General features: G+C 57.7%; 13 protein-coding genes. 8 read left to right on the plus strand and 5 right to left on the minus strand.

What is annotated here, in order from left to right:
• Positions 1-18: 18 nt before the first annotated feature.
• Complete coding sequence (rlmN, locus tag VLY20_12590; protein HUK57482.1) at positions 19-1,080, minus strand: 23S rRNA (adenine(2503)-C(2))-methyltransferase RlmN; 1,062 nt, start codon at positions 1,078-1,080, stop codon at positions 19-21.
• 73 nt (positions 1,081-1,153) lie between these two features.
• Here rlmN and VLY20_12595 point away from each other — a divergent pair, with 73 nt between their 5' ends.
• The 3 genes from VLY20_12595 (at position 1,154) to VLY20_12605 (ending at position 4,484) form a co-directional block, all read left to right on the plus strand.
• Complete coding sequence (locus tag VLY20_12595) at positions 1,154-3,535, plus strand: tetratricopeptide repeat protein (protein ID HUK57483.1); 2,382 nt, start codon at positions 1,154-1,156, stop codon at positions 3,533-3,535.
• Between the two features lie 377 nt (positions 3,536-3,912).
• On the plus strand, positions 3,913-4,191 hold the full coding sequence (locus tag VLY20_12600) for a hypothetical protein (protein HUK57484.1): 279 nt from the start codon (positions 3,913-3,915) through the stop codon (positions 4,189-4,191).
• Entirely contained in the window at positions 4,188-4,484 is a 297-nt protein-coding gene (locus tag VLY20_12605; protein HUK57485.1) for a cell division protein ZapA, read from the plus strand. The genes VLY20_12600 and VLY20_12605 overlap by 4 nt, the downstream gene beginning before the upstream one ends.
• 92 nt (positions 4,485-4,576) lie before the next feature.
• On the opposite strand, the gene smc is transcribed toward VLY20_12605, so the two are convergent.
• Positions 4,577-8,203, minus strand: a complete 3,627-nt coding sequence (smc, locus tag VLY20_12610; GenBank protein ID HUK57486.1) for a chromosome segregation protein SMC — start codon at positions 8,201-8,203, stop codon at positions 4,577-4,579.
• 211 nt (positions 8,204-8,414) lie between these two features.
• On the opposite strand from smc, the gene VLY20_12615 reads away from it, so the two are divergent.
• The 3 genes from VLY20_12615 (at position 8,415) to VLY20_12625 (ending at position 9,974) form a co-directional block, all read left to right on the plus strand.
• A complete protein-coding gene (locus VLY20_12615; protein ID HUK57487.1) occupies positions 8,415-9,179 on the plus strand; it encodes an NYN domain-containing protein in 765 nt (254 codons plus the stop codon).
• 103 nt (positions 9,180-9,282) lie between these two features.
• On the plus strand, positions 9,283-9,534 hold the full coding sequence (locus tag VLY20_12620; protein HUK57488.1) for a hypothetical protein: 252 nt from the start codon (positions 9,283-9,285) through the stop codon (positions 9,532-9,534).
• Positions 9,535-9,536: 2 nt separating this feature from the next.
• Positions 9,537-9,974 (plus strand): CoA-binding protein, encoded by a 438-nt coding sequence (locus tag VLY20_12625; protein ID HUK57489.1) that lies wholly within the window; start codon positions 9,537-9,539, stop codon positions 9,972-9,974.
• A gap of 44 nt (positions 9,975-10,018) precedes the next feature.
• Here the strand turns inward: VLY20_12625 and rnr are convergent, their stop codons facing one another.
• Both rnr and VLY20_12635 read right to left on the minus strand, forming a co-directional pair.
• Positions 10,019-12,241, minus strand: coding sequence for a ribonuclease R (rnr, locus tag VLY20_12630; protein HUK57490.1), 2,223 nt, complete (start codon positions 12,239-12,241; stop codon positions 10,019-10,021).
• A gap of 43 nt (positions 12,242-12,284) precedes the next feature.
• Positions 12,285-13,262, minus strand: coding sequence for a beta-ketoacyl-ACP synthase III (locus tag VLY20_12635; GenBank protein HUK57491.1), 978 nt, complete (start codon positions 13,260-13,262; stop codon positions 12,285-12,287).
• 104 nt (positions 13,263-13,366) lie between these two features.
• Here VLY20_12635 and bamD point away from each other — a divergent pair, with 104 nt between their 5' ends.
• Both bamD and VLY20_12645 read left to right on the plus strand, forming a co-directional pair.
• Positions 13,367-14,110 carry an outer membrane protein assembly factor BamD gene (gene bamD / locus VLY20_12640; GenBank protein ID HUK57492.1) on the plus strand — a complete coding sequence of 248 codons (744 nt, stop codon included), beginning with the start codon at positions 13,367-13,369 and terminating at the stop codon, positions 14,108-14,110.
• Positions 14,107-14,757, plus strand: a complete 651-nt coding sequence (locus VLY20_12645; protein ID HUK57493.1) for a bifunctional precorrin-2 dehydrogenase/sirohydrochlorin ferrochelatase — start codon at positions 14,107-14,109, stop codon at positions 14,755-14,757. Before bamD ends, VLY20_12645 begins: the two co-directional genes overlap by 4 nt.
• 14 nt (positions 14,758-14,771) lie before the next feature.
• On the opposite strand, the gene VLY20_12650 is transcribed toward VLY20_12645, so the two are convergent.
• Positions 14,772-15,506, minus strand: coding sequence for a 50S ribosomal protein L11 methyltransferase (locus tag VLY20_12650; GenBank protein ID HUK57494.1), 735 nt, complete (start codon positions 15,504-15,506; stop codon positions 14,772-14,774).
• Positions 15,507-15,537 lie beyond the last annotated feature (31 nt).

The raw sequence follows: 15,537 nt of genomic DNA on the forward strand, positions 1-15,537 counted from the left end.
TCGGGCGTTGTCAACTGGTTACGAGAGACTGTTGATGAGGGCCGGTGCGGCGGTCTCGGTGCGGAGTTGGCCGCAGGCGGCCAGAATGTCGCGGCCGCGGCTTTTTCGAATAAAGGCGGTGAGATGTCCTTCGATCAGAATGTTTTGAAAGCGCAATACGGTTTCGTCATCCGGTCGGCCGAAGGGGGACCCGGGATAGTCGTTGAAAGGGATCAAATTCACTTTACAGCGGATGCCCTTGAGCAGCCGGAGCAGCCGGTGGGCATCCGTGTCGGAATCGTTCACGCCTTTCAAGAGGACATACTCGAAAAATATCCGACGGCGGGGCGGGAGGGGATAATCCCGGCAGGCCCGGAGAAGCGTTTCCAGGGGATACTGTTTATTGACCGCCGGCATCAGTCGGTCGCGCACGGCATTGGTCGTGGCGTTGAGCGATATGGCCAGATTCACATTCAATCCGCTCTCGCCCAGCTTCTTTATCTGGGGAACGAGGCCGGAGGTCGAGAGCGTGATCCTTCGAGGAGAGAGGGCGACCATCTTGGGGTGCGTGAGGCGTTTCAAGGCTTCGATCACCTCGCGGTAATTGGCGAGGGGCTCACCCATCCCCATCAGGACGATATTCGTCAGGGGATTGTCCGATTCGAGGTGCCGGAGCACCCAGAGCACTTGGTCGACGATCTCGTGGGCTTTGAGATTGCGGATGAGGCCCATGGTGCCGGTGAGGCAAAAGGTGCAGTCGAGCGTGCAACCGACCTGGGTCGAGATGCAGAGAGTGTTGCGATCTTCATCCGGGATCAAAACGGATTCGACCTCCTGACCGTCCGACAGGCGGAACAGAAACTTTTGCGTCCCGTCCGTCGAATGTTGTCGGCGGACCAACTGGGGTTCACCGACCCCGGCCCGCGCTTCAAGAAGGGCCCGATCCGATTTAGATAGATTGGTCATTTCATCAAAGCGAGAGACGCGTTTCTTATAGACCCAATCCAGAAGCTGTTGGGCGCGATACTTCGGCCAGCCCAATTCCCGCATAAAGTCCTCGAACTCGTCGAACGAAAACTGTTTAAGGTTTCTCTTTTGCATGAGGGTAATGTAACACAGTTTGAATCGATGAACAAGGTGTCTTGATCGGAATGTCTGTGTTATAATGGAGAGCGTGAAGACGAATCGGTTCGATAAATGGACGGCGGCCGGTGCGTTACTGATCTTCGGTTGGGGTTGGCTTGCGGCCTGCTCCGCCCAAAAGCCGCTGATTGTGCCCACGACGCCTCCTTCCGAGCGAAACGAGAATCCCGGCCTGGACCAGCCGCTCTCCGCGCCTCAAAAGCCGACCGGCCCTCCGCAGGCCTGCGCGTCGGCGGAGGACTGCTTAAGCTCGGCGCTGAAAATGGCGGATACCGGGGATCGCGCGGCAGCCGCAACCGTCCTTCAGTCCCTTCGAGGCCGATATCCGGATTCTCTCCAGTCGAAGCAAAGCGGTTTTCTTCTAGGGCGGTGGGCCGCCGAAAGCGGATCGCCCCAGGCGGAAGAGCTCCTGTCGCAAGCCATCGTGGATCTCCCCTCGCTCGAAGAATACGGCCTCTTTTACATGGCCGACGGGGAGATGCAACGGGGACAGTCGACACAGGCGGTTCAGACCTATGACCGCTTGCTCCGGAAATATCCGGAAAGTGTATTAAGCGCGCAGGCGACCTATCAGAAGGCGGATGCCTTGGTCCAATCCGGCGACTATAAGACCGCCGTGATCGTGTTCGACGAATTCGTGACACGATTTCCCAACGATTCGAATACCGCGAAGGCCTTGCTTCGCTTGGCCGACTGCGCCGTGAGACTCGGGGATTCGATCAGGGCCGTTTGGGCGCTGCAGCAAGTCTGGTTTTTTCACGCCGACAGTCCGGAAGCCCCGGAGGCCCAAAAGCGTCTTGAACAGCTGGGTGGATCGGGTGTCTCGATCCCGACTCCTTCCGCCGAGGCGCGATCTCAACGGGGCCGAACTCTTTTTGACGCCGCCCGATACGACGAGGCCGAGGTCGAATTCAAGGCGGTGCTGTCGGCCGGCGAACGGGGGAATCACGATGAAGTAAGTCTGAAATTAGGCGAAACCCTGATCCAGCTCAAACAATACGCTGACGCCGATCACGTTTTGGGAGATCTGGCGCGCCGTACCGGACGTCCGGATCTTCTGACCGGCGCCCTCTTCTGGATGGGACGCGTGGCGATTCGTCAAGGTGAAGAAAGCCGGTTTCTCCAGATCGAGCGGCAAATGGCCGACCGCGTTCCAACCAGTCCGGATCGCGTGAAACTGCTCTTTATGATCGGCGATTATTATGAAGACCGTCACCAGCTCGAACAGGCCCTGACGGTGTATCACCGGGTGATCGCAGAGGCCCCCGGCGATCCCTCCGCCGAGGACGCTGTTTGGCGGATCGGTTGGATCGCCTACAAAACCGGGAGATACAGCGACGCGATCCGAATCCTCGAAGACTATTTGCAACAGCATCCCGCCAGCCTTTCCGGGGGACAATTCGGGTACTGGATCGGACGCAGCGCGGAACAGATGAATCAGCCCGCCCAAGCCGTCCACGACTACCGGGACGTCTGCCGGGACTATCTGCGGAGTTTTTATTGTCAGCAGGCCCGGGTCCGACTGGCCGGTCTCCATTCCGCCGCGTCCGACCCCGGGAAAACGGATGGCCCGTCGGAGGCTCCCGCAGACATTTCGAATGCCGTTACGGTTCCGGTCGATGGGAATACCGTTCGCTTGCCGGACGGAGCGGCCAATCCGGCATTGACGCACGATCGGCATTATTCGACTGCGGCGGAATTAATGGCCCTGCATCTCGAGCCGGAGGCCGCGCAGGAACTTTCCTACCTGACGGATCGGTATGCGACGGACAAGGCCACGGTATTAAGGCTGGCCGACCTCCTCTACGCGGCGGGGGATTATTACCATAGTCTTCATCTCCTGCGGCTCTATTTTCAGGATGTCCTGGAAAAAGGAGGGGACGAGATCCCGAAAAGTTTCTGGGAACAGGCGTATCCGTATCATTTCGTGGAACGGATTCAGGGACAAAATTCCGCGGTGGGAACGGATCCTTATCTCGTCGCGGCCGTTACCCGCGAGGAAAGCGCGTTTGATTCGAAAGCCGTTTCCAAGGTGGGTGCCTTGGGCTTGATGCAACTCATGCCCTATACGGCGGAATGGGTGGCCAAACAGATCGGCCTGGACGGGTTCCGTCCGGAACTGCTGCTGGACGAGGCGACCAATATCCGACTGGGGGCATGGTATCTCGGACATCTGATCGAGCAGTTCAACGGAAACGTGGTTTTGGCCGTCGCCAGCTACAACGCCGGCCCGGAAGCGGTCGGCCGGTGGGCCGAGAAAGGCATGGGGGACCCGGATGAATTCATCGAATCCATTCCGTTTACCGAAACCCGATACTTCACCAAGAAAGTCCTCCGAAGCTACCGTGAATATCTCCGGATCGCGGGAGAAAATTCCGACCGACCGTTATCGGGAGCCCTGGTTTCGCCTTGACAAGCGCACCGAGAAGGCGGTATAGTGGGCTCAATTTTGAGGAGTTACGATCGTGATCTCTCCTCATCGGAAGGCCCGTGGTTCCGTCTCCCTCTCCAGGACGGCTTTTCCGCCGTCGGATGCATCCCATCCTTTTCGAATTAATCCATTCGACCCTCCGCGGCCGAGGCGTGTCGATCTACCCAGTGAGCACGGTGAACGAGAGGGGGAGGACTTCGGCGAGCTCCGTCGAGCCGCTTTGCCGGTGAAGTAAGCGAGGAGCTGGCTCCGCCAGTCCGAGCGCGGGGTCTGGGGGCATCGGAGGAGCAACAGCACCGCACGGGCCCCCAGATCAGATCGGGGGCGACGCGAGCCACAATCATTGAGGAAGCATCGTCATGCCCATCGATCAAATGACGCTGTTGGAAAAGCGCGTGCACCAGATCTTGGAATTGGTGAAGCGTTTGAGACAGGACAACGCTGTTTTAGAACAAAAGCTCAGGGCGATCTCTCAACGGTTGGCCAAGCGGGAGCGCGATACGCTTCGTTGGAACCATGACCGGGTTCGGTTACGCTCCCGGGTGAAACAAATCCTGTCCGAAATGGAGACCTGGTCGGGCCGTTTGGATCCGGCGGAACCGACCGATGCGAGGTCCAGAAAACGAGGGGAGACGTGAAAAAACAGGTTGAGGTTGAAATCTACGGCCAGCGTTATACCATCGCGGGGGAGGCGGATGAGCAGTACGTCGGCAAATTGGCGCGCTACGTGGACGGAAAGATGCACGAGCTGGCCAAGACCGGCAAGAATTTTCCCGCCACCAAACTGGCCCTGCTGGCGGCCGTCAATATTACCCACGAGCTTTTTCAGCTGCGGCAGGATAAGCAGGTCAAAGAAAACTTGATCGAGAAAAAAGCCAAGGACCTCATCGAGAATATCGAAGAGCAGTTCGGAGATCTCAAGTTGTATTAATTTGATCCGCTTGGCCGGCGATTTGCAGGAGCCCTGCTTCCTTTGCCCCGTCCGTCAACGCTTCCTTCCCCAAAATAATCTTGAATAAAGAACTAGGCCGTTGCCGTTGTGGAGGACTCGGTAGTCAGGGGGGAAGGGTCAAGTGCGGTGTGGCCGTTGCCGTTGGCTTCCAGCTTGATCGAGACCAGCTTGGAGACCCCGGCCTCTTCCATCGTGACCCCGTAGAGAAGATCGGCGTGTTCCATGGTCCGCTTGTTATGCGTGATGATCAGGAACTGGGAATGGTCCGTCATCTCGCGGAGCACCTTCAGGAATCGACGGATGTTCTCCTCGTCCAGGGGGGCGTCGATCTCATCCAGAATGCAGAAGGGACTGGGGTGGATCAGAAAACTGGCAAACAGCAGGGCGATTGCCGTGAGTGCCTTTTCTCCTCCGGATAGAAGGCTGATGCTCTTCAGGCGCTTCCCCGGCGGCTGGGCCACGATTTCGATCCCCGACTCCAGCGGATTGCTCTCATCAAGCAGGACCAGATCGGCCTGTCCGCCCACGAAGAAATTCTGGAAGACCTCCTTGAATTTCTCGCGCAGCGCCGAATAGGTCGAAAAAAACATCTCCTTGGTGGTCCGGTTGATCTTCGAGATGGCGGACTCCAAATCCTCAATCGACTGGGTGAGGTCGGTCTCCTGTGTCGTCAGAAACCGGTGCCGCTCATCCAGTTCTTTGTACTCATCGATGGCGGCCAGGTTTACGGGGCCCAACTCCTCCAACTTGGCCCGCAGCTCGTTCAATCGTTCCTGAACCGGGTTTGGATCGATCGGGTCCGTGACCCCTTCGGCCGCGTCTTCAAGAACGGTTTGGTGGAGACTGGAGGCCTGCTCGACCAAGTGCTCGATCCGCAGTTTCAATTCGGTCTGTCGCACTTCCAGTTCGTTGTGAAGTTTTTCCACACGGCCCCGGTCGGCCCGGATCTGGCCCAGCTGGTCTTCCAACTGCTTGATCTGCCCCAGATCCGCCGTGTAGCCTTCGGTCTCGACCGACAGCCGCTGCTGTGTCTCGAAGAGTTGGGCACTTAACGCGCCGATGGCCTTTTCGGTTTCCTCAATGTCCTGGCGGGCGGCGAGGCTTTTCGATTCCAGAGTCGTCATTTCGGAAGCCTGCCGCTGTTGGTGTTCTTTTAACAAAGCTTGTTCTTCCCGCAGGCGGAGCCGCTCTTTGGACAGCGCCTCTTCCCGTTGAACCAGCGCCGAGACATCCACCTTCAGCTGGGTTACCTCGGAACGAAGAAGGTTCTGTCGCTCGGAGGAGGTTTTGGCTGTTTCTTGGAGACGAGCGAGTTCCGTCTCGATCCGTTCCTGCTCCTGCTGTCGAATGTCCAAGTGGCGTAAGGCCTCGGCCAGGGCCTGCTCCGCCGTGCCGGCTTCTTGGGCTTCCTGGGTGTGTTCGATCTGTAACAAACCTCGTCGCTCTTCCAAACGGATACGGTCCGCTTCCAGAAGCGCGATTTTCTGACGCTGCGATGCAAGGATTGATTCCTCTTGCTGCCGTTGTTCGAGTTGGTCCTGTTGTCGGTGTTGAACCCGCTCTAAATCCACGGCGAGCGCGGCTTTTTCAGCCTCGGACCGGACCAACTCGGTTTCGAGTTGCCTGATTTGGTCCTCCGCCTCCCGGATTTCCCGCCGGGTTAGGAGCAGTCCCTGCTGCGATCCGGTGCGCTGCCCGGCCCAAAGCAATCCGCTTGGGTAAAGAACTTCTCCTTCCAGGGTCACGATCGTATAGCCGATCCGAAGGCGGCTCCAAAGTCCGAAGGCGGCATCGAGATCCTGAACCAGAAGAACATCGCCCAAAAGGGCTTGGGCCGCGTCTTCAAAACCGGCTTTCACCTTAATTTGATACAACACCGGCCCGATGAAGCCCTCAAACGCTTCACCGGAGGAATGAACCTGGGCTGTGCGGGTCAGGCGCGGGAGCCGGGGCAGGAAAGCCCCGCGGCCGATTTGGGCCGATTTCATGGACTGAATAATTTTCCGGATGGTCGTGTGGTCATCCAAGAGCAGGCCCCGGAGTTGGTCGCCTAAAACGGCTTCGATGGCCGGTTCAAGGGCCTTTGGTACCTCGAAGAGGTCGGCCACAATACCGTGAAGACGGTTCCGGAGTTCGGGTCGTTCGGAAAGCCAGGCCAGGATCCCCGCCTGGGTCGTCATCATCGCTTTTTCGTTCTCCTTCAGCGAAGTGAGACGGGCCTGCGCGAGTGTCAGCGCCTCCCGCTGTCCTAAAATGGTCTCGGTTTGCGTCGCGAGTGCGGTTTGTTTTTGGGCAAACTCCTCGGCCAGACGGGTTCCTTCGGCCTGGATCCGGTTCAGTGCTTCTTGGAGGTCGGCCAAGCGGGATTGTTCCGCTCCCACGAGTTCCCGCATCTGATCGAGTTGTTGATTCACCGATGACAACTCGGACTGGCCCTTGTCTTGGATTCGTTGGATCTCCTTCTTGCGTGACTCGATCGAGGCCACGCGATTTTTGACCTCGGTCACCTCCGCCAGGGTCTCAAACAGCCGGGTCTTGTTGGCTTCAAGCGCGGCGTCCTGGACGGCGCGCTCCTCTTCCACCCCGACCAGCGAGGTTTCCCGGTCCGTCAATCGACCCTGCCGTTCCGATAGAGCCGTGGCCACTTCATGTTGTTGCCGTTCCGTCTCCTCCCCTTGTGTTACGGATTGCGTGACGGACTGTTCGAGGCGCGACCGTTCCTGAACAAGCTTGGCCCGCTGCTCTTCCCATGAATGGATCTGGCTCCGTAACAGCTCGATCCGGTTTTCTTGCCGATGGATCAGGGTTTGGGTGTCGTAGACGGCCTGTTTCAACGAAGAGAGGGCCGCCTCTTTTTGGAGGGCACCGGTTTTAATCGATTGCAGCTCGGCCTCGGTCCTGGACAGCGCGGCCAGGAGCGCGGATTCATTCGTCTTTAGATCGGCGATCTGGCGCAAGACTTCGTAGAGCGTCGTCAGACGATCCCGGTATTCCGAAACCAGAAGTTTCAGCTCCAAGTCTCGGGCCTCGGTCCGGAGGGTCTGGTAGATCTCCGCCTTCTTAACCTGCCGGTCAAGGGTGTTGGTCTGCCGTTTGACCTCGCCGATGATGTCCCGGACGCGGAGGAGGTTTTGCTGGGTGGCGTCCAACTTGCGTTCGGCTTCGGCCTTCCGTATTTTATATTTGGAGATGCCGGCCGTTTCCTCGATCAGTTCGCGACGCTCGAGCGGGGAGGCGTTTAAGAGCTGATCGACCTTTCCCTGTTCGATAATGGTATGACCTTTGTGACCTGCACCCGTGTCGATGAGAAGGTCGCGGATGTCTTTTAAGCGGCAGGGGGTCTTATTGATCAGGTATTCGCTCTCGCCGGTTCGGAATAATCGGCGACTAATCGCGATCTCCTGGTAATCTCCGAACTGGCCGGCGATTTCTCCGGTGACATCGCCGACGGTCAGAATGACTTGTGAAAGGTTCAGGGGTCGGCGCGTTTCGCTGCCGTTAAAGATCACATCCTCCATCCGGTCGGAACGGAGAGCCTTGGTGCTCTGCTCTCCCAGGACCCAGAGCACGGCGTCTACGATGTTGCTCTTCCCGCAGCCATTCGGTCCCACGATCGCCGTGATCCCGGGTTGAAACGCCACCACGGTCGCTTCGGCGAACGATTTGAACCCGATCAACTCCAGTTTTTTAAGGTACATATGCCTCCATGGTTATTCAGGTGGCAAAACCGGATCTGCTTGTCGCAGTTTGACAAAAACCTATAACATATCCAAATGATGAAGTAAAGAAAAAAATACAAGATTGAGTGGTTATGGACATCGGGTACTACAATATCCAGTGTGTATATCCCTATCGGTTGACGCGCTCGGTTCAATGGTGTTATCTTCATGTCGTGAAGGGAGACGACGGATGGCGGTATCGGAAGAATCCAGGCTGGCGCTTTTCATTGATCTGGAAAACATCGCGCTCGGCGTGCGCGAGGCCAAGTATTCCAGCTTCGAAATCAGCAAGGTCTTGGCTCGCTTGGTGGAGAAGGGCAAGTTGATCGTCAAGAAGGCCTATGCCGACTGGGATGTTTATAAGGAATACAAGCGCGCCTTTCACGAGGCCGGCATCGAGCTGATCGATATTCCGCACAAACGCTACAGCGGGAAAAACAGCGCCGACATCAAGCTGGTCGTGGACGCGATGGAGTTGGCTGCCTCGAAAGAGCATGTCAACATCTTTGTGATCGCGTCCGGCGACAGCGATTTCACGCCGCTGGTCTCGAAGCTGAAGGAAAACGACAAGCATGTCATCGGGGTGGGCGTGAAGAATTCCACCTCGGTGCTGTTGTCCTCGAACTGCGATGAATTTATCTACTACGAAGACCTCGTGCGCACCCCGAAGTCGAAGCCCAAGGCCGTCGCCCAGTTGCCGGAAAAGAAAAAGGAATGTTTTGAACTTCTCCTCGAAACGATCGAAGCGCTGCAGAGGGAGGACAAGGAGGTGATCTGGGGTTCCATGGTGAAGCAGACCATGAAGCGCAAGCAGCCCTCGTTCAATGAATCCTACTACGGTTACAGCTCCTTCAGCAAGCTGCTTGAGGATGCGGCGAAGCATGAACTGATCAAGATCACCCACGACGCGAAAAGCCGTTCCTACATCGTCACCCCCCTCATGGAAGCCCCATAAATCAACCGCCGGTCCGTTTGCGTCTCACGAGAATGGAATGCTATAGTACCGGTCGGAAAGTGCATCGCATCCGGTTCAATTCTTCGTACGGAAGGAGTCGGTCATGAAAAAGATCCTTGCGAGTCTGATCATAGTCTCTACGGTCGTATTCAGTTCCTGGGCGATGGCTCAGACGGGCGGCGGGTATATGATGAGTGATGAAGGCCGTCACTACGGTTTGATGGGCGGCTACTTTTGGTGGTGGGGACTGTACGGCCTGGTCAGGGCGGCGATCGTCCTGTTCGGCCTGTGGCTGCTTTATCGCATCACCGTCGCGGTCGAAAAGATCGCGGGTTCGAAGCTGAAAGGGGGATGATGATGGCCAACGAAGAGATGTGCGAACTGCCGGCCTACCGGGTTTCGGACGAGGAAGCCCGCAGGGTGATGGACCGATACAAAACGATCGCGGTGGTCGGTCTGTCCGGCAATCCCGAAAAACCGAGTCACTATGTTCCGAAGTATCTTATAGAGCACGGCTACACCGTCATTCCGGTGAACCCGACGGCCAAGGGAGAAATCCTGGGTCAAAAAGTTTATGCCGGCCTGAAGGATGTTCCGCAGAAGATCGAGATCGTCGATATTTTCCGGCCGCCGAAAGATGTTCCTCCGATTGTGGAGGCCGCGATCGCCATCGGAGCGAAGGTGGTCTGGATGCAGGAGGGGATCGTGAACAACGCCGCGGCCGAGAGGGCCAAAGCCGCGGGCCTGACCGTCATCATGGACAAATGCATGATGAAGGTCCATCGCATGCGTTAGCGTGCGCAATGTGACGGGGCCGCAGCGCCACCCGTTCGGTTGATTTATTTTCCGCGCCTCCTTTTTTGCCCCCTCTCTCGTCTCGGGGGCGCCGGTCTCTCGTTCGAAATTATTTTGCCGCCCTCATCCACCAGCCGGAAGTCGGCTTGGCGTTTGATCAGGTCCACTTTTTCGACCCGGACCTTGACGCGATCCGCGAGCCGGAAGATCCGTCGGCGACGGCGGCCTATCAGTCGGTGCTGCTTTTCTTCGTAGATGTAATAGTCGTCCGGGATCGAACTGATATGGACCAGCCCTTCCACGAACATTTCTTCCAACTCGACGAAGAACCCGAACGCCGTCACGCCCGTGATGAAGCCGAAATACTCCTCGCCTTCCTTGTCCGACAGAAAACGGACCTTCTTTAAGTCCACCGCCTCGCGCTCGGCCTCCATCGACGCGCGTTCACGTTCCGAGCTGGTCTGTGCGATTTCGGGCAGGAGTTTTTGGAGCAGGTCCAGGCGATGGGCCGAAAATGCCTTCTGATGAAGCAGCTCTTTGACCAGACGATGGACGATCAGGTCTGGATACCGTCGGATCGGCGAGGTGAAGTGTGTATAGTCTTCGAACGCCAGGCCGAAATGGCCGACGTTTTGGGTCGAATATTTGGCCTGCTTCATCGATCGCAGCAGCACATGATTGATCAGCCGTTCCTCGGGCCGCCCCTTGACCTGATCGAGAACGGATTGAAAGGCCTTCGGTCGGATTTTTCCGGCGTCCGATCCGGATTTAGGATTTGCGAACCGCAATCCGAAGCTTCCGATGAACTGGACGAAGTCGTGGATCTTTTCGGGGTCCGGCACGTCATGAATGCGGTAGATGAACGGGATTTTCAGTTCCGTCATATGCTCGGCTACGGTCCGGTTGGCCGCCAGCATGAATTCCTCGATCATCCGGTGGGCGATATGGCGTTCCTCGCGGATGATGTCCGTGGTCTGGCCCTGGAGGTCCAAAATAATCTCCGGTTCGGGCAGGTCGAAATCGATGCTTCCGTTTTGCGCGCGGACCGCCATGAGCCGGCGACAGAGCTCTTCCATCAACTCAAAATCATGAAGGAGATAATCATACGTCCGGCGCAATTCCGGGTCCTTATCCACCAGGATCTTCTTGACGGCCGTGTAGGTCATCCGTTCGTTGCTCCGGATGACGCTTTCATAGATATCGTACTCCGCCCGTTGTCCTTGAGCGTCAAACACCATCTCCGCCGTCAGGGTGAGCCGGTCGACCTTGGGATTGAGGCTGCAGATTCCGTTCGACAGTCGTTCGGGAAACATCGGAACGACCTGGTCGGGGAAATAGACGCTCGTGCCCCGGTGGCGGGCCTCCAGATCGAGCGGGGAATCCCAGGGGACGTAATGGCCGACATCGGCGATATGGACCCAGAGCCGGATCCGGCCGTGGGGCAGCCGTTGGACCGAAACGGCGTCGTCGAAATCACGCGCCCGTTCGCCGTCAATCGTGACGGTGTTGAGATTCCGAAGATCTCGCCGGGTTCGGATGCCGTCGGCCGCGACCGTTTCTGGAACGGCCTCGGTGTCGAGGAGGACCTTCTTGGGAAACACCTTGGGAAGACCGAATTCGGCGATCACCATCTCGGTGTCGATCTTGGGATCGCCGGCCTGTCCCAGGACCTGAACGATTTTTCCTTCCGGGTTCCGGTTTTGGGTGGGGTAGGACACGATCTCGGCCACGACCAAGTCGCCGTCTTTCGCACCGGCGGCGCTGTCGGGGCTGACATACACGTCCCGGCCGATCCGCTTTTCGGTGGGAACGATGAACCCGAACTCCCGGCCCGACTCAAACCGGCCGACGATCTGGGTCATCCCCCGTTCCAGGACGCGGATGATCCGTCCTTCCCGTCGGCCGTCCGCCTTGGTCGCCTCGATCCTCGCCACGACGCGGTCGCCGTGCATCGCCTCCAGCATATTTCGTCGGCCGATAAAGAGATCCGGCTCCCCGGTTTTCTCGGAGAGAACAAACCCGAATCCGTCCGGATGGCATTGAAGTCGGCCGGTCACCAGGTTCATCTTTCCGGGGAGGCCGTAGCGGTTGTCCTTGATCTCGACCAACTCGCCGTCTCGTATGATTTCCTGCAAACGTGCGAGAAACGCCGAGCGGTGTTTCTTCGGGATGCCGAGCGAGCGCATCAGTTCTCGGAGTAACATGGGATGCGCGGTCTGTTTCTCGATCCGTTTGAGGATTTCTTGGCGTGATGGAAAGATCGGAATCGAAGGATCTCCTAAGAACGTTTTATGATTTGAGCGACCCTATCTACCAGCGGACGAGGGCTCCGCCCCAGTTCAAACCGCCGCCGAACGCGCCGAGGTAGATCCAATCTCCGGGCCGGACGCGTCGGCTCCGGATGAGATGATCCAGCGCCATGGGAAGCGAAGCGGAGGAGGTATTGCCGTACCGATCCAGCGTCATTACGAGCCGGTCCCGCGAAATGCAAAGCCGTTTGGCCACGGCCGAGAGAATCCGGGTGTTGGCCTGATGGAAGACAAAGTGGTGGATGTCCGAAGGCTGAAGACGATGGGACTTTAGGATCTCGTGCGTCACAGCGGTCAGCCGCTGGACGGCGGCCTTGAAAAGCGACCCCCCCTTCATCCGGATAACGTGCTGCTCTTCGGCCAGGCTCCGCTTGCTGATCGGCCGCCTTGAACCCCCGGCCGGGATCTGGATCATCCCGGACCTTGAACCGTCCGAGTAGAGACGGATCGAGAGAAGGCCGGATTCACCCTCGCTCGGCTTGAGAACGACCGCGCCCGCTCCGTCGCCAAAAAGGATGGCGGTCGCCGGATCGGACCGGTTCAAAAAACGGGACTTGACCTCGGCCGCAACGGCCGCTACGGTTTTCGCCCGTCCGGATCGAATGAACTGCTCCGCGACCGAGAGCGCGAACAGAAAACCGGAGCAGGATGCCGAGACGTCCATGGCAAAGGCGTTTGGGGCATGAAGGTTTTTTTGAACAAGACAGGCGGTCGAGGGAAACCACATATCGGGCGAGGTGGTGGCCAGAATGATCGCTTCGAGATCCATGGCCTCGCAGCCGGCTTGCTCCAACGCGGCCCGGACCGCCTCGGTCGCCAGATCGGAAGCGGCCTGATTCTTTCTGACCCACCGACGCTCCTGTATGCCGGTGCGTTTTTGAATGCCGGCGTCGTCCAAATGAACCGAGACGGCCAGGTCCTGGTTCGTTACCCGACGCTCCGGGACGTAAAATCCGGTGCCGGCAATTTGTGCAATCAAAGTGAAGCTCCCTTTACAGGGGGATTATAAGAGACGGCCTGCGGGAAGTCAACGAACGCGTCTTGCCATTTTAACCAAAATCTGATATTCTGACAAACGCTTTCATGCCCATCCCGATGGAGAAAACAACTCGAAAAACGATGGTCGGTTTTGCCCTGGCCTTCTTTTTGGCGTCCGTCGGCTGTACGACGCCGAACGATCCGCTGGGAGCCGATATCCGCAAAGAACTCGGCGTGACCAAGAACAGCGCCGAGGAGACGAAGGACGACGTCAAGCGGAACTATGACCCCAAGGTGATTCTCAAACGGTCCGAGGCCCTTTATCAAGCGGGGGAGTACATCGAGGCCGCCGGTGAATACCAACACTTTCTGGATCTGCATCCTCTGCATCAATGGGCCGACTATGCGCAGTTGAAGTTGGGCATGAGCTACTTTCAGCAATTCACAACGATCGATCGGGACCCTGAACCTGCGCAGAAAGCTCTGGAGTCGTTTCAAAAATTGTTGTCCACGTATCCAAACACAAAATACGCCGATGAAGCCCGAAAACGAATCTCCATCTGCCAGGAACGACTGGCCCGGTACCAGTTCTATGTCGGTCATTTCTACTACAAGCAGGAAGCCTACCCGGCCGCGATCCGCCGGTTTGAGCAGATCCTGATCACGTATCCAAACGATCCGATCGTGATGGATACGCTGTATTACCTCGCCCTCTCTTACGGAGGGGAAGGAAAACCCGAGCAGGCCGTAGCCCGTCTTCAGGACCTGATCGTAAAATATCCCGCCAGCCCCTACCGTACCAAAGCCCGCCAACTCCTGGACCAGCTGAACAACAAGCCGCGGTCATGAGGTATTTTCCGGCCCTTTTGGATCTCCGGAACAAACCCGTAGTTGTGATCGGCGGGGGCCGCGTGGCTGAACGAAAGGTGCTCACCTTACTGGCCTGTGGAGCGCAAGTCACGGTGATTAGCCCGACCTTGACCCGGAAACTGGCCTATCTTGCTCTCGCCGGCGCAATTCGCCGCCGTGCACGTCGCTGGCGTCCTGCGGATCTTCGAGAGGCCTTCTTAATCATGGCCACGACGAACGATCGGAAGACCAATGCCGAAATCGCCCGCCGGGTCGATCCCGACGCTCGTCTGATCAACACGGCGGATGACCCCTCGCGATGCAACGTCATCTCCCCGGCGGTCATGACGCGAGGGGACCTGATTATCGCCGTTTCAACCAACGGAAAGAGCCCCGCCCTCGCCCGCCGGATCCGCATGGAGCTGGAACAGTCGTTCGGAGCGGAGTACGGAAAATTTCTCCGTCTGTTGGGTTCCATCCGTCAACAGGTTCAATCTCAGGTTCCCTTAATGGCGCGCCGCCGCCAAATCCTTCAACGCCTCACCGCGTCCGATCTTCTTCCGCTGATACGGCAGGGCAAGAAGAGGCAAATACAAAAACGGATTCGAAAGATCGTGGGGTTGAAAGACCTGATCCTGAAGTTTTGACCGGGCGGGACGTATTAACACACGTTTCGGGCTTCGTAAATCCTTAGCTCCCAGAGCCAGCGACTGCCTTTTTTGACGAGTCGAACGACGCCGTCCGAGAGCAATTGACGGAGCGGGAGACTCTCCGGGGAGATTGAAGCCGGCAGCGGCAGCCGTTTTTCGTACACCAGTCGGACTTCGTTAAACGTCTGTCGTGCGGCATCCAAAATGCGTTGCTCATTGGCCAGAGAAATGACGGGAAAGAGCAATCGCCCGTTCGGAACCAGATGCGATCGGACGGACCGGAACATCCGGACGGTTGGGTCTGCGCCGTCCGGTCCACCCGTCGGGACCGGCTCCGGAAACCATCCGGTGCACCGCGCCACGGCCTCGGCCACGCCGGAGACATCGTTGATGATGGTATCCGCGACCAGCCCTTTGAGCGAGTCGAATAAATCCCCCTGTCGGCAATCGATGCGGTTGGATACGCCGTTCTTTTCGGCATTGCGTCGGGTGAGTTCGCAGGCCTCTTTGTGGAGATCCAGTGCGTAAACCTGCTTCGCCCCCATCTTTGCAGCCAGCACCGCAAAGAACCCGCTGCCGCATCCCAAATCAATTACCGTTTCCCCGCTGCAACGGGAAATTTGATCGGCCATCAATTCGGATGTCGTGGTGGGAACGAAAACCCGCCCGGGCCATAATTCGAGATGGATCGTGTGACCGTGAAAAGTCCATTTTTTAGTGATAACACTTGTGTCCTGGACAATCAAGAATCACTCCTTAGCAATGCTTCGGTCTGCC

The organism is Nitrospiria bacterium (assembly GCA_035517655.1).
GTDB lineage: Bacteria > Nitrospirota > Nitrospiria > JACQBZ01 > JACQBZ01 > JACQBZ01.

Bases quoted from the DNA above. Each gene is read 5' to 3' on its own strand.
- rlmN (HUK57482.1), bottom strand. From the start codon at position 1,080: ATGCAAAAGAGAAACCTTAAACAGTTTTCGTTCGACGAGTTCGAGGAC.
- VLY20_12600 (HUK57484.1), top strand. From the start codon at position 3,913: ATGCCCATCGATCAAATGACGCTGTTGGAAAAGCGCGTGCACCAGATC.
- smc (HUK57486.1), bottom strand. From the start codon at position 8,203: ATGTACCTTAAAAAACTGGAGTTGATCGGGTTCAAATCGTTCGCCGAA.
- VLY20_12615 (HUK57487.1), top strand. From the start codon at position 8,415: ATGGCGGTATCGGAAGAATCCAGGCTGGCGCTTTTCATTGATCTGGAA.
- VLY20_12620 (HUK57488.1), top strand. From the start codon at position 9,283: ATGAAAAAGATCCTTGCGAGTCTGATCATAGTCTCTACGGTCGTATTC.
- VLY20_12625 (HUK57489.1), top strand. From the start codon at position 9,537: ATGGCCAACGAAGAGATGTGCGAACTGCCGGCCTACCGGGTTTCGGAC.
- bamD (HUK57492.1), top strand. From the start codon at position 13,367: ATGCCCATCCCGATGGAGAAAACAACTCGAAAAACGATGGTCGGTTTT.
- VLY20_12645 (HUK57493.1), top strand. From the start codon at position 14,107: ATGAGGTATTTTCCGGCCCTTTTGGATCTCCGGAACAAACCCGTAGTT.